We start from the raw sequence: 21,739 nt of genomic DNA, 5'->3' as shown, positions 1-21,739 counted from the left end.
ATGAGGCGCCACGATAGGGGCGCGGCGAGAATCGTGCAATCTCAGGGACAGCGTCCAACCGCGTGTTGTTCGCATCTGTTCCAGCTGTTAGAACGCCTTCCTCAGGGCTTCGCCATGGCACTTCGTCTTCCTTTGCTTGGTCGCAACTGGCTCACCGCCGGAACGCTGGCGCGCGGGCTGATCGCGACGGTTTTGGTGGCTGGCATCGGCTGGGGTGGGGCGCTCTATGCGGCCAACCAGAGCGTCCAGGGCGCCAAGAAAGCGGAAGACGCCGGCTTCGATGGCGATGCCCCGACCGCGATCCTGATCGAAGCCTCATCAGGCAGCGTGCTGTTCGAGAAGAACGCCGACGAGCTGCGCGCGCCTTCGAGCATGATGAAGCTGATGACGGCGGAGGTCGTTTTCAACGCGGTCAAGAAGGGCGACATCAAGCTGGCCGACGAGTACCGGATCAGCGAGAACGCCTGGCGCAGAGGCGGCGCCCCCTCGGGCGGCTCGACCATGTTCGCCGCCATCAACAGCAAGGTCTCGGTCGACGATCTGCTGCGCGGCGCGATCATCCAAAGCGGCAACGACGCCTGCATCGCGCTTGCCGAAGCCATGGCGGGCAACGAGCGGATTTTTGCCGCCGACTTCATGACCAAGCGCGCCCGCGAGCTTGGCATGACCAAGTCGACCTTCGCCAATTCCAACGGTCTGCCCGATCCCGGCAACAAGATGACGGTGCGCGAGCTCGGCATGCTCGCCCGGCACATCATCCTGGACTTCCCGGAATTCTACAAACTGTTCGGCGAGAAGGAGTTCACCTGGAACAAGATCCGCCAGCCCAACCGCAATCCGCTGCTCAATTCGATGGAAGGCGCTGACGGTCTGAAGACCGGCTACACCAAGGAAGGCGGCTACGGCATGGTCGGCTCTGCCGTGCAGAACGGCACGCGGCTGATCGTCGTCGTCAACGGACTCGAAGATCCCGAGGACCGCGCCACGGAAGCCAAGAAGATGCTGGAATGGGGTTTTCGCAATTTCGAGACCCGCACCCTGATCGCGGCCGAGCAGCCCGTCGGCTACGCCAAGGTGTTCGGCGGCGAGAGCCGGTCGGTCAAGCTCGTCGCCAAGACGCCGGTGAAGGTGATGGTGCACAAGAACGGCAGCGACAAGCTGATTGCGCGCATCGTCTACAGCGGCCCGGTGCGCGCGCCGGTGGAGGCCGGCCAGCGGGTCGGCGTGGTCAGGGTCTGGCGCAGCGGCAACATCGCGGTCGAGACGCCGGTCTATGCCGCCGAGGCGATCAGCACCGGCTCGACCATGCGCCGCGCGATCGACGGCGCCAGCGAGCTCGTGATCGGCATGTTCCGCGCAGGTGCCGAGAAGCTCTGATCATGAGTGAGAGTGCTGCACAGCGGCCGTCCGGACGGGGACGCTTCGTCACCTTTGAAGGCGGCGAGGGCACGGGCAAGTCGACCCAGATCAAGAAGCTCGCCGATCGCCTCACGGCGGCCAAGCTTCGCATCCGGGTCACGCGTGAGCCGGGCGGCTCGCCGGGCGCCGAGATCATGCGCCATCTGGTGCTGTCGGGCATGGGCAAGCTGCTCGGTCCCGAAGCCGAGACGCTGCTGTTTGCCGCCGCGCGCGATGATCATGTCCACACCGTGATTCAGCCGGCATTGAGCCAGGGCGTCTGGGTGCTGTGCGACCGCTTCGCCGACTCGACGCGGGCCTATCAGGGCAGCCTGGGCCGCGTACCTGAGGGCCTGATCAACGCCATGCAGCGGGTCACCATCGGCGATCTCAAGCCGGACCTCACCATCATCCTCGACTTGCCGGTCGAGATTGGCTTGCAACGCGCCGCCGCGCGCCGCGGCAGCAGTACGCCTGACCGGTTCGAGGCCGAGAAGCTCAGCTTCCACGAGGACTTGCGCGAGGCCTATCGCAGGATCGCGGCGGAGGATCCGGCGCGCTGCGTGCTGATCGACGCCAATTCCGATCCGGACACGGTTGCCGCGCGGGTCTGGACAGCGCTGCGGGAGCGTCTGCTGCCAACGCCTGCGTCAGTGGTGTCGGTATGAGTCCGCGTCAGGCCGAGCGGGAAACCGCCATACCGCATCCGCGCGAGACCTCGCAGCTGTTCGGCCATCGCGAGGCGGAGGCTGCGCTGCTCGATGCCTATCGCAGCGGGCGCATTCCGCATGCCTGGCTGATCGGCGGGCCGCAGGGGATCGGCAAGGCCACGCTGGCTTATCGGATGGCGCGCTTCGTGCTCGCCCATGCGCAGCCGTTGGCGCCGGCCGTGCAGCGCGCCGAGAGCCTTGCGATCGGTCCCGACGACGCCGTGGCGCGGCAGGTGGCGGCCGGCTCACATGGTGGCCTGCTGACGCTCGAGCGCACCGCCAACGAGCGCGGCGTGATGCGCACCGTGATCACCGTGGACGAGACGCGCGAGACGATCGGTTTCTTCGGATCGACCGCGGCGGCCGAAGGCTGGCGCGTTTGCATCGTCGACACCGTCGACGAACTCAATCCAAACGCGGCCAACGCGCTTCTGAAAATTCTCGAGGAGCCGCCGCAGCAATCACTGTTCCTGCTGGTCAGCCACGCGCCCGCGCGGGTGCTCGCCACGATTCAGTCGCGCTGCCGCAAGCTGCGCCTGCGGCCGCTCGCCACGAACGAGGTGATCGACGCTGCGGCTTCAGCGGCCGGGCTCGATCCGAACGATGCCGCGCTGCGCGAGGCGGCCGAGGCCTCCGAGGGCAGCGTCGCACGGGCGCTGACGTTGCTCGGTGGCGACGCCCTGAAACTTCAGCAGCGCACGGCGGCGCTGCTCGCGCGCCTGCCGCAGGTCGACCCGCGCGAATTGCACACGCTCGGCGATTCGCTTGGCACCAGCGACCGCGTGGCGCTTGCGGCCTTCATCGACGGCATCGACCGCTGGATTGCGGAGCGCCTGCATGCGGATGAGGCCAATGCCAACCAGAACCTGCCGCGCCTTGCGCGGCTAGCTGAGGTATGGGAAAAGATCGTCCGCGCCGCGCGCGACACCGAAACCTACAATCTGGAGCGCAAGCCCTTGGTTTTCTCGGTGTTTGGCTGGCTGGCGGACGCAACGCGCTAAGCGCCGAGCCGTTTCCAAAATTCGAGAAGCCGGTAAAGGAATTCGTGGTGGCAACGCGAGCTAAGAAATCCGTCAAACGCAAGAGCGGCAAGAAGTCTACGAAGAAGGCCGTCAAGAAAGCCGCGAAAAAGGCCGTGAAGGCGCGCGCGAGCAAAGCCGCCAAGAAGGTCAAAAAGACCAAGAAGGGTGCCGTCAAGAAGAGCGTGAAGAAGGGCGCAGCAAAGAAGGCGGGCAAGAAGGCCGCGAAGAAGCAGGTCGTCGCCAAGAAGGCGGTAAAGAAGGCTGCCAAGCGGCCGGCCAAGGCTCCGGCGAAGAAGGTCGCGAAAGAGGCGACTGCGCCTGCCGTGGCCGCCGCGCCGGCTCCCGTCGTCACGCCTGTGAAGCCAAAGCCGACGAAGCCAAAGGCCCCGCGTGCGCCAAAGCCCGTCACTTCGCCGCAAGTTGCCGCGCCCGCGGTCGCGCGCGACAACGTCTTCTACATCACAACCGCGATCGCTTATCCCAACGGCAGCCCGCATATCGGCCATGCCTATGAGGCGATTGCGACCGACACGCTGGCGCGCTTTGCGCGCCTCGACGGCAAGGATGTGTTCTTCCTGACCGGCACCGACGAGCACGGTCAGAAGATGATCCAGACGGCGGCGAACGAAGGCATGTCCGCTGCCGCGCTCGCGACGCGTAATGCCGGCCGCTTCAAGGAGATGGACGAGCGCCTGGACGTGTCGTTCGACCGCTTCATTCGCACCACCGAGGAGCAGCACCATCGCTCCAGCCAGGAGATCTGGCGGCGCATGGAAGCGAGCGGCGACATCTACGCCGACACCTATTCGGGCTGGTACTCGGTCCGCGACGAGGCCTATTACGCCGAGGACGAGACGCGCGTGAACGACGACGGCGTGCGGCTCGGACCACAGGGCACGCCGGTGGAATGGGTGGAGGAGAAGAGCTATTTCTTCCGCCTGTCGGCCTACCAGGACAAGCTGCTCAAGCTCTATGCGGACCACCCCGATTTCATCGGGCCGGATTCCCGCAAGAACGAGGTGGTGAGCTTCGTCAAGGGCGGCCTGCGCGATCTCTCGATCTCGCGCACCACGTTCGATTGGGGCGTGAAGGTGCCCGGCGACGAAGAGCATGTGATGTATGTCTGGGTCGACGCGCTGACCAACTACATCACCGGCGTCGGCTTCCCCGACGAGAGCGACAAGAACTGGCGCTACTGGCCGGCCGATGTGCACATCATCGGCAAGGACATCATCCGCTTCCATGCGGTGTACTGGCCCGCCTTCCTGCTCTCGGCCGGCATTCCGCTGCCGAAGCGGGTCTATGCCCACGGCTTCCTGTTCAACAGGGGCGAGAAGATGTCGAAGTCGGTCGGCAACGTCGTCGATCCCTTCAACCTGGCCGAGCAGTACGGCGTCGACCAGATGCGCTACTTCTTCCTGCGCGAGGTGCCGTTCGGCCAGGACGGCAACTACAATCACGAGGCCATCGTGGCGCGCATCAATGCCGATCTCGCCAACGATCTCGGCAACCTCGCACAGCGCTCGCTGTCGATGATCGCAAAGCAGCTCGGCGGCGTGCTGCCTGAGCCGGGCGAGTTCAGCGACAACGACAAGGCGATCCTTTCGATGGCCGACGGCATGATTGCAGCGTCCCGCGAGGCCATGGCGACGCAGCAGATCCATCAATGGCTCAACGCCGTCTGGGCCGTGGTCGCGGAGGCCAACCGCTATTTTGCGGGCGAGGCGCCGTGGGCGCTCGCCAAGACCGATCCCGCCAGGCAGAAGACGGTGCTCTACGTCACCGCCGAAGTCGTGCGCCAGATCGCGATCCTGGCTCAGCCAGCGATGCCGACCGCCTCCGGCAAGCTGCTCGACAGCCTCGGTATCCCCGAAGCCGAGCGCAACTTCGCCATGCTCGGCGGCGCAAAGCGCATCGCGCCCGATTCGACGCTGCCGGCGCCGACGCCGGCGTTTCCGCGCTACATTGAGCCGGCGGCCTGAAGGCGCTCGCACGATGCTGGTCGACAGTCATTGCCATCTGGATTTTCCGGACTTTGCGGAAGATCTCGACGGGATCGTGTCGCGGGCGCGAGCCGCCGGCATCGCACGCATGGTCACGATCTCGACGCGGGTGCGGCGGCTAAAGGACTTGCTCGCCATCGCCGAGCGCTATGACGACGTCTATTGCTCGGTCGGCACCCATCCGCATCATGCGGACGAGGAGGACGGCATCGCGCCGGACGAGCTGATTGCGTTGACCCAGCATCCCAAGGTCGTCGCGCTCGGTGAAGCCGGGCTCGATTATTTCTACGACAACGGCTCGCCGGAAGCGCAGGCGAGGGGCTTTCGCGCCCACATCGCCGCCGCCCGTGCCACCGGCCTGCCGCTGGTGATCCATACCCGCGAGGCCGACGAGGACTGCGCGCGCATTCTGGAAGAGGAGGCGGCAAAGGGATCGTTTCGCGCCGTGCTGCATTGTTACACGGGCGGGCGCGAGCTGGCGCTGAAGGCGGTGTCGCTCGGGCTCTATATCGGTTTCACGGGAATCCTGACCTTCAAAAAATCGGAGGCATTGCGCGCGCTCGCAGCCGAACTGCCGCCCGACCGTATTCTGGTTGAAACAGACTCGCCCTATCTTGCGCCCGGCAAGTTTCGGGGCAAGCGCAATGAGCCGGCCTACGTGGTCGAGGTCGCAAAAGTACTCGCCGAGACGCGCGGCGTGTCGCTTGACGAGGTTGCGCGCCAGACCAGCGAAAATTTCTTCCGCCTGTTCTCGAAGGTGAAAGCTTGAGACTGGGAGCCGCATGACGCTGACGCTGACGATTCTGGGCTGCGGCTCCTCCGCCGGCGTGCCGCGCCCGGCGCTCGGCTGGGGCGCCTGTGATCCCAACAATCCCAAGAACCGCCGTCGCCGCTGCTCGCTGCTGGTCGAACGGACGTCCGAGCACGGCACGACACGCATCGTGATCGACACCTCGCCGGACCTGCGCGAGCAATTGCTCTCGACCAATGTCGACCACATCGATGCGGTGTTCCTGACGCACGAGCATGCCGACCAGACTCACGGCATGGATGATCTGCGGTCGGTCGTCATGCACATGCGCCGGCGCATTCCGACCTATTTCAACCAGTCGACCGCCAAGGACATCCTGTCGCGGTTCTCGTATTGCTTCATCTCGCCCGAGGGCAGCGATTATCCGCCGATCCTGACCCGGCATTCGATCGAGGCGGGCGAAAGCCAGACCATTCTGGGGAAGGGCGGCGCCGTGACGATGACTGCGTTTCTGGTGCAGCACGGCAACATTCCCGCGCTCGGCTACCGCATCGGGAATGCGGCCTATACGCCGGATCTCAATGATATCCCGCGCGAGAGCTGGGGCGCGCTGGAGAATCTCGATCTCTGGATCGTCGACGGCCTGCGCTATACCAGCCATGTCAGCCATTTCAGCATCAACGATGCGCTGTCCTGGATCGAGCGCTTCAAGCCGAAGCGTGCGGTCATCACCAACATGACCGCCGATGTCGACTACGAGGTCATCCGGCAGTCGCTGCCCCCTGGCGTGGTGCCGGCCTATGACGGGCTGCGGCTGGAGACGCACTGAGGCGAGCAAGAATTCTGGTCAGTGAAACGTTAAAGCATGATCCGGGCAAGGGTGCAGCGATTTACGAAACGACCATGCGCGAGCCATGAGGTAAGGCGCGGTAAGGATCCATCCCGATCCGATCGCGCTTAGCCCAGACTAGATGAACCAGGAAGCGACGAGGCCCGCCGTCGCCGCGAAGATTGCGCCCACCGTGATCCACGAGAGGATGTTGAGCGGCAGGGTGTTGACTTTATCACCCATGATCTTGCGGTTGTTTGTCATCAACAGGATGAACAACAGCAGCGGTGGGGTCGAAAAGCCCTGTACGATCCCGGAATAGACCAGCGCGCGCATGGGATTGAAGCCAAGAAAATTCAGGACAACCGCAACCAGCGTAAAACCGGCGATCACTGCATAGAATTTCTTGGCCTCCTTGGGACGCGCGTGCAGGCTGCTCTTCCAGCCTATCACCTGACAGAGATCGTAGGCCGCGCCGGTGGTCATGATCGGCACAGCGAGGAAGCCGACTGCGATAATTCCGACCGCGAACAGGATGCCTGCTGTGTCCCCGGCGATCGGGCGCAAGGCTTCGGCGGCCTGTGCCGCCGTGTCGATATTGGTTTGGCCCGCCTTGTGAAGGGTGGCGCCGGTCGAAAGGATGATGAAATACATGATGATGTTGGAGAACAGCATTCCGGTCAGGATATCATTGCGCGATCGGCGCAAATCGCCCTGCGTCGTTCCGCGCCGCTCCTCCAGCGTGGTGCGTCCCTGCTGAATCTTCTCCTCGACCTCGACATTGGATTGCCAGGTGTAGAGGTACGCCGACAGGCTCGTGCCGATAATCGCAACGAGGATCGAGAGAAATTCGCCTGAGAATTGCACGGTCGGAACCAAGGTGCCGCGCAGCACCTCCCACGGGTCCGGCTTGGCGAGAAGGGCCGAACCGACATAGGCAAACAGCACCAGGGCGAGCCATCTGAAAATGTTGCGGATGGTCTCGTACGAACCCCAAACCTGAAGCGCGAGAATCGCGAGGGCGACGCCGGACACGATGACCGGAGCAGGCAACGGAACGAACAGTCCGAGCGCTGCTGCCATGCCTCCGAGATCCGCGGCCGCTTCGATGGTGTTCCCAACCAGCACACCTATCAGCGTCGGCCAGAGGACCCAGCTTGAATAGTGATCTTTGATGACGTGAAACAGCCCCTTGCCGCTGACCTGCCCGAGCTTGGAGGAGAGGTAGACGACCGCGAACATCATTGGAAACGTGATGGGGGCAGTCCACAACAGCGATGTTCCAAATTGCGCTCCGGCGCTCGCATAGGTTCCTATGGCCGAGCAATCGTCGTCAGCGGCTCCGGTGACCACACCTAGCCCGAGCGAGCGCGCGAGACCACGTCGCTTCGGGTTTGGGGAGGGAGCTTCAGATTGTTCGCCGTCGTTCTCAGCCTTTGGCAACGTGCATTCCGAGCGTGGTTCGGGAAAGGTCGAACACCAATGGTCCCGCATGCGGGAGGTTCCTCCGCTACACGCGTTTCAGTCGTCAGGCTCACTTGCAAGCGGGAGCCCTGGTGTGGCTGTCGATAAGGATGCTACCCGAGGCGGTCGAAGCCTGCCTCGGGCTGCGGCGGGAATGCGTCTCCGACGTGTCCTGCGCACAATCATCGCGCGGGCGGAGACTTTCAGATCCCTTTGTGAGGCCGCGAGAAGCTCACGCTGAGATCGCCTTCGCGGAGTCCACCTGGTTACGCAGCAGGAATTTCTGGATCTTGCCGGTGGACGTCTTCGGGATCGGCCCAAACACGACCGCCTTCGGCGTCTTGAAGCCGCTCATGTGCGTTCGGCAGAACGCAATGATCTCGGCCTCGGTTGCGCTCGCGCCGTCCTTCAGCTCGACGAAGGCGCAAGGTACTTCACCCCATTTCGGATCGGGCTTTGCCACCACGGCGGCGAACAGCACCGCCGGGTGCTTGTAGAGGACGTCCTCGACCTCGACGGAGGAGATGTTCTCGCCGCCGGAGATGATGATGTCCTTGGAGCGGTCCTTGATGATGACGTAGCCGTGCTCGTCGAGCACGCCGAGATCGCCGGTGTGAAACCAGCCGCCTTCGAATGCTTCCTTGGTCGCCTTCTCGTTCTTGAGGTAACCCTTCATCACGATGTTGCCGCGGAACATGACCTCGCCGATGGTCTCGCCGTCGCGCGGCACCTCCAGCATGGTCTGCGGATTGATCACAGTGACGGCTTCCTCGAGCGGGTAGGGCACGCCCTGCCGGCGCTTCATGCGGGCGCGCTCGGCGGGAGGGAGCTCGTCCCAGCCCGGCTGCTCGGCGCAGACGGAGGCGGGGCCGTAGACCTCGGTCAGGCCGTAGACATGCGTCAGCTTGATGCCGATGCTTTCGGCGCCTTCCAGCACGGCGACCGGCGGCGCAGCGCCCGCGATCAGGCCGACGACGCGGCGGGCGGCATTGCCTTTGGGCGCATCGGGGGCGTTGATCAGCGTGTTGTAGACGATCGGCGCGCCGCACATATGGGTCACGCCCTGGCTCTTGATCAGCTCGAATATCTTTGTCGGCTCGACCTTGCGCAGGCAGACATTGATGCCGGCGGCGGCCGCGATGGTCCACGGAAAGCACCAGCCGTTGCAGTGGAACATCGGCAGGGTCCAGAGATAGACCGGATGCTGGCCGAGATTGCCTGCGAGGATGTTGCTGACGGCGTTCAGATAGGCGCCGCGATGGTGGGTGACGACGCCCTTGGGATTGCCCGTCGTGCCCGAGGTGTAGCTCAGTGCGATCGCGTCCCATTCATCGCGTGGCGTGATCGGCGCGAAGCCTGGATCGCCTTCGGCGACCGCCGTCTCATATTCGATCTCGCCGATGCGCTTGCCGCCCTTGAACGATGCATCGTCGACGTCGATCACCAACGGCGTGGGGCCGGTCATCTTCGCCAGCGCGTCGCTGATGACGCCTGAAAACTCGGGATCGACCAGGATGATTTTCGCGCCGCCATGGTCGAGCTGGAACGCGATCGAAGGCGCATCGAGGCGGATGTTGAGCGCGTTGAGCGCCGCGCCCGTCATGGGCACGGCGAAGTGCGCCTCGTTCATCGCGGGAATGTTCGGCAGCATCGCCGCGACCGTGTCGCCGACGCCGATGCCCTTGCCTGCGAGCCAGGACGCAAAGCGCCGGCAGCGCTCATAGGTCTGCGCCCAGGTGAAGCTGCGGCCTTCATAGACCGTGCTGACGTGATCGGGATAGACGGCGGCGCTGCGCGCGAGGAAGCTGAGCGGGCTCAGCGGCACATAATTGGCTTGCGTCTTGTCGAGGCCGATATTGTACGGGTTCGGTCGCTCACTCATCGACACCCTCCTTAAACCGCGTCAAAGAAATCCGATCGAGATCCAGGGGAAGATCGCGACGATGATCAATCCCACCAGCAGCGCCAGCAGATAGCCCCAGATCGGCTTGATGCCTTCGGCCGGATCGACGCGTCCGATGGCGCAGGCGGCATAATAGCCGACACCGAACGGCGGGGCGAATAGCCCGATACCCATGGCCAGAATGATCACCATGGCATAGTGCACCTCGTGCACGCCGACGGCGCGGGCGATCGGGAACAACAGCGGCCCGAACAGCACGATGGCCGGAATGCCCTCCAGCACGCTGCCGAGGACGGTGAAGGCCAGGATGGACACGGCAATGAAGGTCGCAGCTCCACCCGGCAAACCCGTCATGGCCGCAGCCAGCGAGCGCGAGAAGCCGGACTGCGTCAGGCCCCAGGCCATGCCGGTCGCCGTGCCGATGATCAGGAGGATCGCGCCCGACAGTGCGGCGGTCTCGACCAGCATCGGAAACAGCCGCCGCCAGTCGAAGCGGCGGTAGACCAGGAGGCCGACGAGCGCGCCATAGACGATGCCGATGGTCGAGACCTCGGTGGCGGTCGCGATGCCCTCGACCACGGCATAGCGGATCACGAAGGGCAGCGCGAGCGCGGGTAGGGCGATGACGAAGGTCTTGCCGATCTCGGATCCCGTGGCACGGCGGACATGGCTCATGTCCTCGTGGCGGTAGCGCCACCACACCAGCATGCAGAGCGTGACCGCGAGCACGACGCCGGGCAGGAGGCCGCCGGTGAAGAGGGCGGCGATCGACACACCCGTGACCGAGCCGATCGTGATCAGTACGAGGCTCGGCGGAATCGTCTCGGTCTGGGCGCCCGTCGCCGCCAGCAGCGCGACGAGGTCGCCGGGCTTGGCGCCACGCTGCTTCATCTCGGGAAACAGCACGGGCGCGACAGCGGCCATGTCGGCCGCCTTGGCGCCGGAAATGCCTGAGACCAGGTACATCGCGCCGACCAGCACGTAATGCAGGCCGCCCCTGATGTGGCCGAGCAGGCTCGCCAGGAACGCCACCATGGCCCGCGCCATGCCGGTCATCTCGATCAGCAGCCCGAGGAACACGAACAGCGGCACGGAAAGCAGGATGAGGTGGCTCATGCCCTCGTCCATCCGCCCGATCAGCACCATGACGGGCGTGCGCGTGGTCAGCGCGAGATAGCCGAAGATCGCGAGGCCAAAGCCGAACGCAATGGGAACGCCGGCAAAAACGCAGAAGCCGGCGACGCCGACGAAGAAGATGACGAGGTTGAGATTGCCGAGCGGGCGCAGGAGCGGCTCCGCCAGCCAGAACAGGCCGATCACGATCGCAACCGACAGCACGGCGGCTGCCACCACACGGTGGTCGGCGGCGCGCAGCAGCCGCAGCAAGGCAAAGGCCGCCATCAGCCCGATGCCGGCCGGCAGCGCCGCGGCGCGCCACATGTTGGAGATCTGCAGCGCCGGCGTGGTGATGTAGCTCTCTTCGTAGGCATAGTCGCAGGACGGCCAGACGATCAGCGCCAGGAATGCCAGCGCGGCCGAGGTCGCGACCAGATCGAGATAGGCCCGCATCGCCGGCCTGGCGCTGGCGACGATCGCGGTCATGCGCATATGCTCGGAGCGGCGGAATGCGACCGCCGCGCCGAGCATCGCGAGCCACAGGAACAGGATCGAGGCGAGCTCGTCCGACCAGATCAGCGGCCGGTGCAGGCCGTAGCGCGCGACCACACCGGCAAACAGGATCACGATCTCGGCGACGACCAGGGTCGCCGCCGGGATTTCGACGACGAGACCGAGCACGCGCTCGAGCGAAGTCAGCAGCGAAGGTCGGCGAGGGGACTGCAACGTCACCTCGCCCACCACTTCGGTCACCTCGATCTCGACGTGAGCCATAACGGACCCAACGCGTTACGACAGCTTGCCGACGGCCTTCTCCAGGAGCTCCCAGGCCTGATCGCCATACTTGCCTTTCCATTCGGCATAGAAGCCGGCAGAGCGCAGCTTGTCGCGGAACGGCGCCACGGCCGGCTGGTTGAACGCCAGGCCCTTGCCGGCGAGCTCCTGCTGCAGGTTGGCGTTGAGCTTGGCGGTATCCTCGCGCTCCTTGACCGCGGCGGCATTGATGTTCTTGGCGACCACGGTGCGCACGTCCTGCGGCAGCTTTTCCCAGGCTCTGCGGTTGGCCAGGAACCAGAAGCCGTCCCACATGTGGTTGGTCAGCGAGCAGTATTTCTGCACCTCGTAGAGCTTGGCGGTCGAGATGATGGCCAGCGGGTTCTCCTGGCCCTCGACGATCTTGGTCTGCAGCGCCGAATAGACTTCGCTGAAATTGATCGAGGCCGGTGCGGCATCGAACGCCTTGAACATCGAGGTCCACAGCGGCGACACCGGCACCCGGATCTTGAAGCCCTTGAGGTCGTCAGGCCCGGTGATCGGCTTGGTCGAGGACGTGGTCTGGCGGAAGCCGTTGTCCCAGATCTTGTCCATGACCTCGAGACCGGCCTTCTTGATCTCGCCGCGGACATGGGCGCCGAGATCGCCGTCCATGGCCTTCCAGACCGTATCGTAGTCCGGGAACGCGAAGCCGATGCCGTTGATCGACGCTGCCGGCACCAGGGTCGACAGGATCAGGCCCGACAGCGTGAAGAACTCGACGCCGCCGGAGCGGATCTGGCTCAGCATGTCGGTGTCCGAGCCGAGCTGGTTGTTCGGGAAGATCTGCAGGTCGAACTTGCCACCTGTCTCGGTCTTGATCGCCGCCGCCATCTCCTTGGCGCGGACGTTGAGCGGATGGGTGTCGGGCAGGTTATTGGCGTACTTGTAGGTGAACTCGGCGCTCTGGGCACGGGCCACATGGGGCGCACCGATGCCGCCCAGGACCGCGGTCGCGGCGGAGGCCTTGAGAAGCGTGCGTCGGGAAAAGCGCGTCGAAAAGACCATGGGTCTGCTTCCTCGGAAGGTTTGTTGTTGTTCTGAGATGCAAACCTATACGGACGGTCGCCCTAAGGTCATCTGCGATCTCGCGGAAGCCTCGCTTATTGCAGCCGGACAAGGTCACGGCAATATCGGCTTTCGGCACAGGAGACCCGATTTCAAATCTGCAAAAACAACCCCCATGCACAGTAGCCGACACGAGCTCAGGCGACGGTCGAGGCGCAGGCCGCAACCAGCGCTCAAGTGGAGATACCGTTGGAGGAGTTTTGGCTAAACTATTGATCGGATTGTAGATAAAAATATTCCATAATATACCTTATGCGAATCAGGGATATGGATGCCGACCGCTGTCTGCACGGCCTGTGAGCTGCACCGCTAGCTCGCGCGCGAGCGATTGCGGCCCCTTCCCGGGCTCAAACCTATGCCGCTCTCGCAGGCTAGCTGATCGCATTGCCCCGGCGAAACTTCCGCCTGCGCGCCGCGCCCGAAAGTTCGAAGAGTGTGGGCCAGTTCATACAATTGAACGGCCGAGAGCCGCACTATTCCTAATAGCGTTGCATAACGAAACACGTTTCGGTTGCCGGGCCCAGGCGCGAAGGCGCCTCCAGCCCGCGTGCGACCCGGGGGAGCCAGAGACATGCGTCGTGATTTGACCATCAAGACCGGCAGCATGGCCGGCACGTCCGATTTCAGGGTGATGGCTCCGATCAAGAAGGGGTTCGTGCCCTCCCTGGATGCGACCACGTACAAGACCCGGGTCAAATATGTATTGCGGGCGCTGAATAGCGGACGCGCCAACGCGTATGAATGCGAGCTCGCCCGCGTGCTGTCCGATTCCGTGGATCGCGTCGGACGGATCCACTCGGTAGGCATCGCCGTGCTCGAACCCGAGGACGATTCCGTCGATGCCGTGGACTACGTGCTGCTGACCGCGACGTTCGACGGCTCCTGGGAAGCCTATGTCCGCGTCATCTGGCAGAAGGCCGCCCGGCTGCTCGACCTCATCTTCTGCAATACCGAGGGCTACGTGCTCGGGCACGAGAACACCTACGAGAACTGGGGTATCTGGCTCAAGAGCAGGCAGACCGAAGCCTATTTCCTTTATGCCACCCCCGACCTGACCGTGGACGACACGCGCTTCCTGCGCATGGAGGAGCGGGTCTATCGGCGCGCCTCGGGCGCAGGTGCCGATCAGATCGTCACGCGGATGAGGATTCCGTCGCCGGAAGAGATCGCGCGAGGCTCGGTATTCCAGGGCGTCGATCCGACCAATGCCGGCTTCAGCGAAACGCTCACTCCCGAAGCGGCCGGCCGGCCCGCCTTTCGCCACGGCATCCTTGCGCTGGCGGGGCTCTACCGTCTGGCCGACTTCTATCCGCCGGGCACGCACGACGGAGTGGTTCTGCATCGGGCCGCCCACGAGCTGCTGCCGGAATTCGTCACCATGATCAACACCCCCGCCTATGCGGAAGGCGTCAAGCGCGCCAGCCGGCGCTATGAAGAAGCGCTGCACTGGTTGATGACCCCACCCGACGTGGCGCCGGTGCGACAAAAGCTGCCGCTCGCCCTGCCGCCCCAATCGCCGTTGCAGGATCGCTGCAACGTGCAAGGCGGGATTCTCTCGGCCTACCCCGCTTCGGATCACGGCTGCCTGCTGCTGTTGCAGTTCGCCAATCCGGCCGCGCTGGCGGCGTTTCTCGACGTCCTGCAGGTGACGTCCGCAGCCGACGTTCTGACACCGGGGCAGATCGTCACCAACATCGCATTCACGGTCGAGGGGCTGCGTCAGGCCGGCCTGTCGGACGAAGAGGTGCGCACACTGCCGGAAGAGTTTGTGCAGGGCATGGAAAGACGCGCCGGCCTGCTCGGCGACGTGCGCTGGAATCATCCCCAGCGATGGCGCCTTCCGGCCAGCAACTGGGCGCTCGGGATCAACGCGCCGGACCTGCCCGAAGGCGCCCCGGCGCCGCGCATCAGCATGAGCTCCGTCCATGCCGTCCTTCAGCTTCGCCTGCTGACCAAGGACCCGAACAAGGACCCGCAGACGGCGGCGGATGCGAGAAAACCGTTGATGGCCGAAATGAACCGCCTGGTCGAGGTGGATCCAGGCGTCAGGCCGCTGTCGATTCAGTGGATGCAGCGGCAACGTGTTGGGTCCTCTGAGAACATGAAGGACCATTTTGGTTTCGCCGATGGCAGTTCGAACCCGGTGCTGGACGCGAGCGAGGCCGGCGAGGTCTATTCCAATCGGGTGCATCTTGGCGAGATTCTGTGCGGCTACCCCAACCTCGCCGACGAGACCGCGCCGCTCGGCGACGCCACCAATCGTGCTCACGCAATGCTCCGCGACGGCAGCTTCATGGCGCTGCGCAAGCTGCGACAGGATGTCGAGCAGCTCGAGGACGTCCTGTGCCGCGCGACGCGACAGGCGACCGAGACGGCCGGACCGGACGCACCTGCCCTGACGCGCGAGATGTTGATGGCCAAGATGATGGGACGCTGGCCGACGGGCCATCCCCAGGCCGGCCAACCCCTGACCCCTACTCCGCCCCCTGACAAAGGCTACAACGACTTCAACTACGACGCCGATCCGCAGGCCCAACTGTGCCCATTTCACGCGCACATACGGCGCGCCAATCCGCGCCTCTCGATCACCAAGGCGGATGCCGGCGCCAGGCCCCCACGGATCGTCAGACGCGGCATGTCCTACGGTCCGCCCGTCGACGCGCAAGCCGCCAAATCCGCTCCGCAACCAGAACGCGGCCTGGTCTTCATGGCCTACAATGCCAGCCTCGGTGAGCAGTTCGAGGTGGTGCAGAGCTGGCTGGCCGGCGGCAACAGCTCGGGGTCGTCCTCGGGGGTAAGCGATCCTTTCCTCGGCCTCGCCGAGCCTGGCCGGCTCCGACATTTCCGTTTCGAGCATGGAGGCCAAACCATTCGCGTGGCGCTGGACGGCTCGGACCGGCTCCACGACGAACCCCGTCCGTTCGTGCGTCTGGAATGGGGAGCGTATTTCTTCGCGCCATCCAAGAAGGCGCTTGCCGATCTTCAGCAATGGGCGGCGAGCCAGGGGCACAAACCGGTGGTGACGTGGAGCGTCGATCAGGGGGAAAAGGAGATCGCGCGTCTACGCCTGATCGAGAGCCGGCAGGGCGAAGCCGCGGCGATGGCCGCATGGAAGACGGCGCTCGAAGATCCGGATTCGGCCTCGCATTTCGTCAACGCGTCGATCTGGGCTGCGATCCGCGAGCGCCACGGCGGCGCGCTCCGCACGCCCTTCGGTGTCTTGGTCGCCGACCGCGACATGGTCTACCAGGTCTTTGCCGATTCCGACACCAAGCTGACCATCACCGGCTACCTTCCCCGCATGCTGCGGTCGTTCGGCATCCTCTATCTTGGCCGCGACGCCGGACAGCCCGACCAGGTCTATGAGCAGGAATCCGCAGCCTGCAACGCTGCGATCATGGCCCTCGACCAACCCGCCGCATTCGAGCTGGCGCGCGCAATCACACAGAAGGTGCTGGGCTTCATGGTCAAGCAGATGATTGACTATGCCGCTAGCGACGGCGAAGCGAGCTGGGAACTGACCGTCGACGTGCACGAATTGGTGGATCCGCTGCTCGCCGCCTTCTGCGAAGCGTGGTTCGGGTTGAGCGAAGACGGGGGGCATTTCCGCCGCATCGGCTATCGCTGGGATTGGAAGCCAGGCGAGCCGCCCGGTTATCCCGGCCATTTCCTCTCCCCTTCGCGCTACATCTTCCAGCCCCACCCGAACACGACGGTGGAGGCGATCGGCGCGGCACATGGCGACGCTGCGCGCCGCGCCATGGAGAGTTTCCTGACGCAGTTCGGGCCGACGAGCGGACCCGTGACGAAGGCGGTTTATAATTCGCCGCGAGGCACCGGCGACATTCCGTTCGTGGCACGTACCATCGCCGGCGCCATGATGGGCTTCATTCCGACCGTCGACGGCAACCTGCGCAGGATACTGAACGAATGGCTGCGCGAAGGAACGCTGTGGGCGTTGCGCGCTCGCTATGCCGGCACGGAGGCAAAGAACTACATGGACGCCCTCAACCGGCTGAGAGACGACTTCATCCCCGCGATGCAGCTTCGCGCGGTGCCCGAACTGATCTGGCGGACAGCCGTCGTTTCGCAAACCATCGGAGGTGTCGAGGTCAGGCCGGGAGACGTCATCGTCGCGGGCGCGGTCTCCGCCACCCAGCAAAATCTCGCCGAAGGTCGTCAGGATCTCTATCACGCCTTCGGCGGCAACCGCAGGGTCGCGGGGCATCCCACGCATTCATGTCCCGGGGCAGATCCGGCATTGGCAGTGATGCTGGGTTTCTTCAGCGCATTGGTGGAGACGCCGCTACCCTTGCGGGCCGGCCCCATTCCAATGAGCCTGACGATGGACGGAAGGGTTCCCGCGCCGCCGAGTCCAGCTCCGCGCTAGAGCCGTTTCAGGACAGGCGGCGCAGCGACTAGACGGCGCAAGGCTGAGCACGACCGAGTTGATCGTTGGCGTAGACGACGGGTGTGCCGATGAAGAGCCGGATCGTCTGCTCCGCATGCCAGTGCATGCCGAGCGCCTGCAGTTTCTCGGCGGCCTCCATAATGGTCTGGCGGGCCGCCTCGCCCTGCCCCTGCCCCGCGAGAAGCTCGCCGCGCAGGGCCAGGTTCAGGGCCGCATCGCGCAGCGAACCGCGCCAGCCTGCGGAGGCCTCGGCCCGCTGCAACCAGCGTTCGCTGAGGCCGAGATCCTGGCGCCGGGCTGCGAGCCTCGCCAGCGAGCGGCACGCCGCCGCCTCGCCCAGCCGCTCGCCTTCGCGCGCCCGGCGCAGGACATGGGCGGCATACCGCCGTGCCGTCTCGACGTCGCCTTCGGCCGTCGCCGCCTCGACGAGCCAGCTATATTGAACCGACGTGTAGAATTGAAAGTTGCGCCGCTCCATCCATTCCGCGGCGTTGCGCAGCTGCAGCAAGCCATCGGCGTCGGCGGTCGCCGACCAGCGGGCAAATCCGGAGGCGGCCCGGCAATCCGCCAGCAGCAGCAGACTGCGGGTGTTCTCGGCGATGCGCGCGCCTTCGACGGCAAGCTGCTCCGCCTCGCGCCAGCGGCCCTGCCAGTTCAGCGCGACCGCAATCCAGTTGCGTACGGAATTGACGACCGGATGGGTCGAGCCTTCGACCAGAGCCATGGCTTCGCGGAAACATGCGTGGGCGCCGTCGAAATCGCCGCGATCGGCGAGGATGCCGCCCTTGCACGACAGCGCGTAGGCCGCTCCGAAGGATATCGCGCCGTGCCGCCGGGTGCGCTGCTGCTTGGTCGAAATGGCAGCGTCGATCAGGGCGATGGCTTCGTCGTACTGACAGCTTGCGGCCAGAATCTGCCCGAGCGTTGCTTCGATCTGGGCGATCAAGCGATGATCACCGAGCTTGCGCGCCAATTCCAGTGCCGTCCGCGTGTGCGTCACAGCTTCCCGGAAACGGCCGAACCCGTAGCACATGTAGCCGAGCCATTCATAGGCGCTGGCCATCGCGGCGGTCTCGCCGAGGGAGGACGCGATCGCAACCGCGCGTTCGAACACGGAGGTATCGTCGGTCAGCGACAGCGGGTCGAAGATGTTGGCCATACCCAGCTTGTTGGCCAGCAAGCACCAGCGCAGCGATTGCTCGCGCGAGCGATCCGGCACGCGATCCAGCGCTTGCATGGCAACCTGATACTGCGCACTGGCACGATCGAGCGCGAATGCAGCCATGGCCTTGTCGCCGGCGCGTTCGGCATAGCGGGCTGCGCTTTCCCAATGACCTGCGCCTCGCGAATGGTAGGCCAGAGCTTCCATCGCATCCTCGCGATCAGCCTGCTCGGACCGCGCCAGCAAGGTGGCTTCGATCCGCTTGTGCAATGCCTGACGCTCGTGCAGGCTAATGCTGTCGTAGACCGCGTCGCGCGTGATGCCGTGCTTGAAGCGCAGGACGTCGCCCCCTGGATCGGCATAGAGAAAGTCCGCATCGGCCAATGCCCGCACGATGGCCGGGTCGGGTTCGCTGCCGCAGGCCGAAACCAGCAAGCGGTGCGGCACGGTGTTGCCGATGACGGCCGCGGCGCGGACCACCTTTGCCTCATCGGACGGCAGGCGTGCCAGGCGCGAGGCGACCAGTGTTGCGATCCAGCCCTGTTTGCTGCGCGCTTCGAATGAAGCAGGATCGTTGGCGGCGACGGAATGGCAGAGCTCTTCGATGAACAACGGCACTCCGCCCGCGTAGGCGTGGATGCGGGCGACGAGGAACGGATCGGCCTGCGGCACCCAGCGGCGTACGGCAAGGTCGGTTTCCGGCCCCTGAAACGGTTCGAGGAGCAGGTGCGGCGCGCCTGAAATCCATTCGGTGCCGTCCTCGCGCGGCCGGCTGGCGAGGATGACACGAGGTCCGTTGGGCAATTCCAGCAAGGCCTGGAGCAATTGGCGGCTTGCATCGTCGGACCATTGCCAATCGTCGATCACCAGCACCAGCGGGCCTTGCGCCGACACGCCGGTGAAGAACGCGAGGAGATCGCCGACGACGCCGTCGACGGTGATGCGGCCGCCGCGCGCATCGGCGCCGGCCGACGCCAGAGCGAGGATCGATTCTGCATGCGGGCCGAGCTGGGCGGCCCATGGCTCCAGAGCCGTGCGCGCGGTCTCCTTGGCCTCAACGATGGAAGCATCCGGGCCTATTCCGAGTGCGGAGCGCAGCATTTGCAGGAACGGTTGCAGAACCTCGGCACCGACATAACTCTCGCAACTGCCCCGCAGCAGCCTGAAGCGCTCGGTGCCGACGTGCTCCAGCACTTCTTCCAGAAGGCGTGTCTTGCCGAGGCCGGGGCCGCCCACGACGACCGTGCAGCGTTGCGCGGGCGGAGGTGCCTCGCTCAGAAAGCGTGTCAGGAAGCCGAATACCTCGTTGCGACCGATGAAGGGTGTCAAGCCGCGGCGCGAGGTTGCCTCGAAGCGTCGGGTCGCCGTGCTTCGTCTCAGCACCAGCCTCGCCTGCGGCATTCCGGAAATCCCTCCCGATGGGAGGTGGGCACCGAGCTCGAAGAAGTTGGCGTGCGGCCCAAGGGCATCGAGGCTGGCGAGGATCTGATCCGGACCGGCGTGACGCGACAGGTGCGCCGCCGTGTTTACGACATCGCCGATCAGGTCATACCGGCCGGACTCGATGTCGCCTTGGGTCAGGAGCACGGTGCCGGCATGGATACCCGAATGCATTCGCAGCGGCATCAGCGCCGGCGACACGCCATCGTGGCGCAGCTGCCCGACCCATTGGTGAATATCGAGCGCTGCTTCCGCAGCACGACGACCGTCGTCCTCGCCCGACTGGGGATGGCCGAAAATAGCGAGGGCACCGTCTCCCTGTGTTCTGATGATGTGACCGCCGTGCTTCGCCACCGCGCGATGCCAGATCTGCCGCAATTGGCTGAGGAGCTCGGAAAGGTGCTCGGACTCGACATCTCTGCCCAGGGCCGTGGACCCCACAAGGTCAGAGAACAGCACCGTCAATCGATGACGTTCGCCTTTTGGATCGCGGGTTTGCGTACTCATCGTCAATCGCAGCCAAATCGTTGACGAACCGCAAGAACGGTCCCCAGCTGGTGCCAGACCGGATGCAGCAAGTATGACAAAAGGCCATAGTATCTCGCCTAACCCGCAAGTGGAAGCTCGCGGATTGCATCCGCAGAACACGGCGCTTATCGGTCTAACTTGCTCAAAAATCTCATGTCTTGCCCTTTGCCGGACGGCGCGTCGGCCGCCTCGCCGGCACAGGCCAAGGCGGAGTATCAAGGTGGAGGATCTTGAGCTGGCGTTCTAGGGAAGCGGCAGCCGCTCCAACTGGCTCTGCGCCTTCTTGACGGCGGCCGCATACCAGCTCTGGCTCGGGGCTTCCTTGGCGAAGCACGAAGTGAAGGCGGTCATCGCCTTGTCTTCGCGGGTCATCTCGCCGCGCGGATCCTTCTTGTCGACGGGCTTTGCCATCATCTGCTTCCAGACCTTCTCGCAGGCCGGAATCGGGGCGGTCTTCACGACCTCCCTTGCCGCGAGGAAATAGACCTTGTCGCCCTGGATCGCGACGACGTCGATTTCGTCCGGGGGACCCTTGAGGTCGCCATTGCCGCGCACGCCGAGCACAGCGGCTGCGGCGCTTGCCTTTGCCGGCCTGGTGATCGGCAGCTCCGCATAGATCGCGAAGGCGGCGTCCTGGATCGCATAATAATAGAAGCGGTCGGATTTCAACGCTGCGCCGCTCTCCTGCGGCATGCCGTCCTCGCGATGCTCGCCCAGCCAGTGCCTGAGCAGCCCGGTCGTGGTCACCACGGCCTGCATCTTGTCGCCTTCGGAAGCGAAGCTCAGCCCGTCGAGATGGCCGAAGCCGATGTCGCTCTTGAACAGCGTATCGACGTTCGACTTGCCCTCGGCCGGCAGTCCCTTGATCGCGACCGGACCGACCAGGCCGCGCAGCACGCCGGCCAGCTCCTTCAGGGCCGCATCATGCTGCTTGTAGATCTCGTCGCTCTCCTTGGCGCTGGAGAATTTTGCGATGTAGCGGTCGCGCAGGTCGAGATAGTGCTGCTCGGGCGCGGCAGCACGGGCAGGCGCGGCCAGGACGAGCAGGCAGAGCAAGGCAAGCAATCTCATTGCAATTCCGGAAGACTGGAGAGCGATTTCCCATCTTTGTGCCGACGCCG

The 21,739-nt window shown here is 64.7% G+C and carries 13 protein-coding genes; 7 read left to right on the top strand and 6 right to left on the bottom strand.

Annotation, left to right across the window (positions count from 1 at the left end; all coding sequences use genetic code 11):
• Positions 1-114: 114 nt before the first annotated feature.
• From N2602_RS19835 to N2602_RS19810, 6 genes are read left to right on the top strand one after another with little or no spacing between them, the layout of a single operon-like run.
• Complete coding sequence (locus N2602_RS19835; RefSeq protein WP_260379163.1) at positions 115-1,377, top strand: D-alanyl-D-alanine carboxypeptidase family protein; 1,263 nt, start codon at positions 115-117, stop codon at positions 1,375-1,377.
• A gap of 2 nt (positions 1,378-1,379) precedes the next feature.
• Complete coding sequence (tmk, locus tag N2602_RS19830) at positions 1,380-2,066, top strand: dTMP kinase (RefSeq protein WP_260379162.1); 687 nt, start codon at positions 1,380-1,382, stop codon at positions 2,064-2,066.
• Positions 2,063-3,109 (top strand): DNA polymerase III subunit delta', encoded by a 1,047-nt coding sequence (locus N2602_RS19825; protein WP_260379161.1) that lies wholly within the window; start codon positions 2,063-2,065, stop codon positions 3,107-3,109. The genes tmk and N2602_RS19825 overlap by 4 nt, the downstream gene beginning before the upstream one ends.
• Positions 3,110-3,156: 47 nt before the next feature.
• A complete protein-coding gene (gene metG / locus N2602_RS19820; protein ID WP_260379160.1) occupies positions 3,157-5,112 on the top strand; it encodes a methionine--tRNA ligase in 1,956 nt (651 codons plus the stop codon).
• Between the two features lie 13 nt (positions 5,113-5,125).
• On the top strand, positions 5,126-5,902 hold the full coding sequence (locus tag N2602_RS19815; protein WP_212257076.1) for a TatD family hydrolase: 777 nt from the start codon (positions 5,126-5,128) through the stop codon (positions 5,900-5,902).
• Between the two features lie 13 nt (positions 5,903-5,915).
• Positions 5,916-6,713 carry an MBL fold metallo-hydrolase gene (locus tag N2602_RS19810; protein ID WP_172788942.1) on the top strand — a complete coding sequence of 266 codons (798 nt, stop codon included), beginning with the start codon at positions 5,916-5,918 and terminating at the stop codon, positions 6,711-6,713.
• A gap of 138 nt (positions 6,714-6,851) precedes the next feature.
• Here N2602_RS19810 and N2602_RS19805 read toward each other — a convergent pair whose 3' ends face one another.
• The 4 genes from N2602_RS19805 to N2602_RS19790 all read right to left on the bottom strand — a co-directional run bounded on the left by N2602_RS19805 (position 6,852) and on the right by N2602_RS19790 (position 13,017).
• On the bottom strand, positions 6,852-8,207 hold the full coding sequence (locus tag N2602_RS19805) for an Nramp family divalent metal transporter (protein ID WP_172788943.1): 1,356 nt from the start codon (positions 8,205-8,207) through the stop codon (positions 6,852-6,854).
• 202 nt (positions 8,208-8,409) lie between these two features.
• A complete protein-coding gene (locus tag N2602_RS19800; RefSeq protein ID WP_260379159.1) occupies positions 8,410-10,059 on the bottom strand; it encodes an acyl-CoA synthetase in 1,650 nt (549 codons plus the stop codon).
• Between the two features lie 21 nt (positions 10,060-10,080).
• Positions 10,081-11,970, bottom strand: coding sequence for a TRAP transporter large permease subunit (locus tag N2602_RS19795; protein WP_260379158.1), 1,890 nt, complete (start codon positions 11,968-11,970; stop codon positions 10,081-10,083).
• Between the two features lie 15 nt (positions 11,971-11,985).
• Positions 11,986-13,017, bottom strand: a complete 1,032-nt coding sequence (locus N2602_RS19790) for a TRAP transporter substrate-binding protein (protein WP_260379157.1) — start codon at positions 13,015-13,017, stop codon at positions 11,986-11,988.
• Positions 13,018-13,648: 631 nt separating this feature from the next.
• Between N2602_RS19790 and N2602_RS19785 the strand changes: the two genes are divergently transcribed.
• Positions 13,649-17,467 (top strand): Dyp-type peroxidase domain-containing protein, encoded by a 3,819-nt coding sequence (locus tag N2602_RS19785; protein WP_260379156.1) that lies wholly within the window; start codon positions 13,649-13,651, stop codon positions 17,465-17,467.
• Positions 17,468-17,495: 28 nt separating this feature from the next.
• Here N2602_RS19785 and N2602_RS19780 read toward each other — a convergent pair whose 3' ends face one another.
• Positions 17,496-20,597, bottom strand: coding sequence for an AAA family ATPase (locus tag N2602_RS19780; protein ID WP_260379155.1), 3,102 nt, complete (start codon positions 20,595-20,597; stop codon positions 17,496-17,498).
• A 264-nt stretch (positions 20,598-20,861) separates the two neighbouring features.
• Positions 20,862-21,689, bottom strand: a complete 828-nt coding sequence (locus tag N2602_RS19775) for a hypothetical protein (protein ID WP_260379154.1) — start codon at positions 21,687-21,689, stop codon at positions 20,862-20,864.
• Positions 21,690-21,739: the final 50 nt, after the last annotated feature.

This window comes from Bradyrhizobium sp. NC92 (genome assembly GCF_025200865.1).
GTDB lineage: Bacteria > Pseudomonadota > Alphaproteobacteria > Rhizobiales > Xanthobacteraceae > Bradyrhizobium.
This window is presented reverse-complemented; position numbering and strand designations above follow the sequence as displayed.

Bases quoted from the DNA above. Each gene is read 5' to 3' on its own strand.
- N2602_RS19835 (WP_260379163.1), top strand. From the start codon at position 115: ATGGCACTTCGTCTTCCTTTGCTTGGTCGCAACTGGCTCACCGCCGGA.
- tmk (WP_260379162.1), top strand. From the start codon at position 1,380: ATGAGTGAGAGTGCTGCACAGCGGCCGTCCGGACGGGGACGCTTCGTC.
- N2602_RS19825 (WP_260379161.1), top strand. From the start codon at position 2,063: ATGAGTCCGCGTCAGGCCGAGCGGGAAACCGCCATACCGCATCCGCGC.
- N2602_RS19815 (WP_212257076.1), top strand. From the start codon at position 5,126: ATGCTGGTCGACAGTCATTGCCATCTGGATTTTCCGGACTTTGCGGAA.
- N2602_RS19810 (WP_172788942.1), top strand. From the start codon at position 5,916: ATGACGCTGACGCTGACGATTCTGGGCTGCGGCTCCTCCGCCGGCGTG.
- N2602_RS19805 (WP_172788943.1), bottom strand. From the start codon at position 8,207: ATGCGGGACCATTGGTGTTCGACCTTTCCCGAACCACGCTCGGAATGC.
- N2602_RS19800 (WP_260379159.1), bottom strand. From the start codon at position 10,059: ATGAGTGAGCGACCGAACCCGTACAATATCGGCCTCGACAAGACGCAA.
- N2602_RS19795 (WP_260379158.1), bottom strand. From the start codon at position 11,970: ATGGCTCACGTCGAGATCGAGGTGACCGAAGTGGTGGGCGAGGTGACG.
- N2602_RS19790 (WP_260379157.1), bottom strand. From the start codon at position 13,017: ATGGTCTTTTCGACGCGCTTTTCCCGACGCACGCTTCTCAAGGCCTCC.
- N2602_RS19785 (WP_260379156.1), top strand. From the start codon at position 13,649: ATGCGTCGTGATTTGACCATCAAGACCGGCAGCATGGCCGGCACGTCC.
- N2602_RS19780 (WP_260379155.1), bottom strand. From the start codon at position 20,597: ATGAGTACGCAAACCCGCGATCCAAAAGGCGAACGTCATCGATTGACG.
- N2602_RS19775 (WP_260379154.1), bottom strand. From the start codon at position 21,689: ATGAGATTGCTTGCCTTGCTCTGCCTGCTCGTCCTGGCCGCGCCTGCC.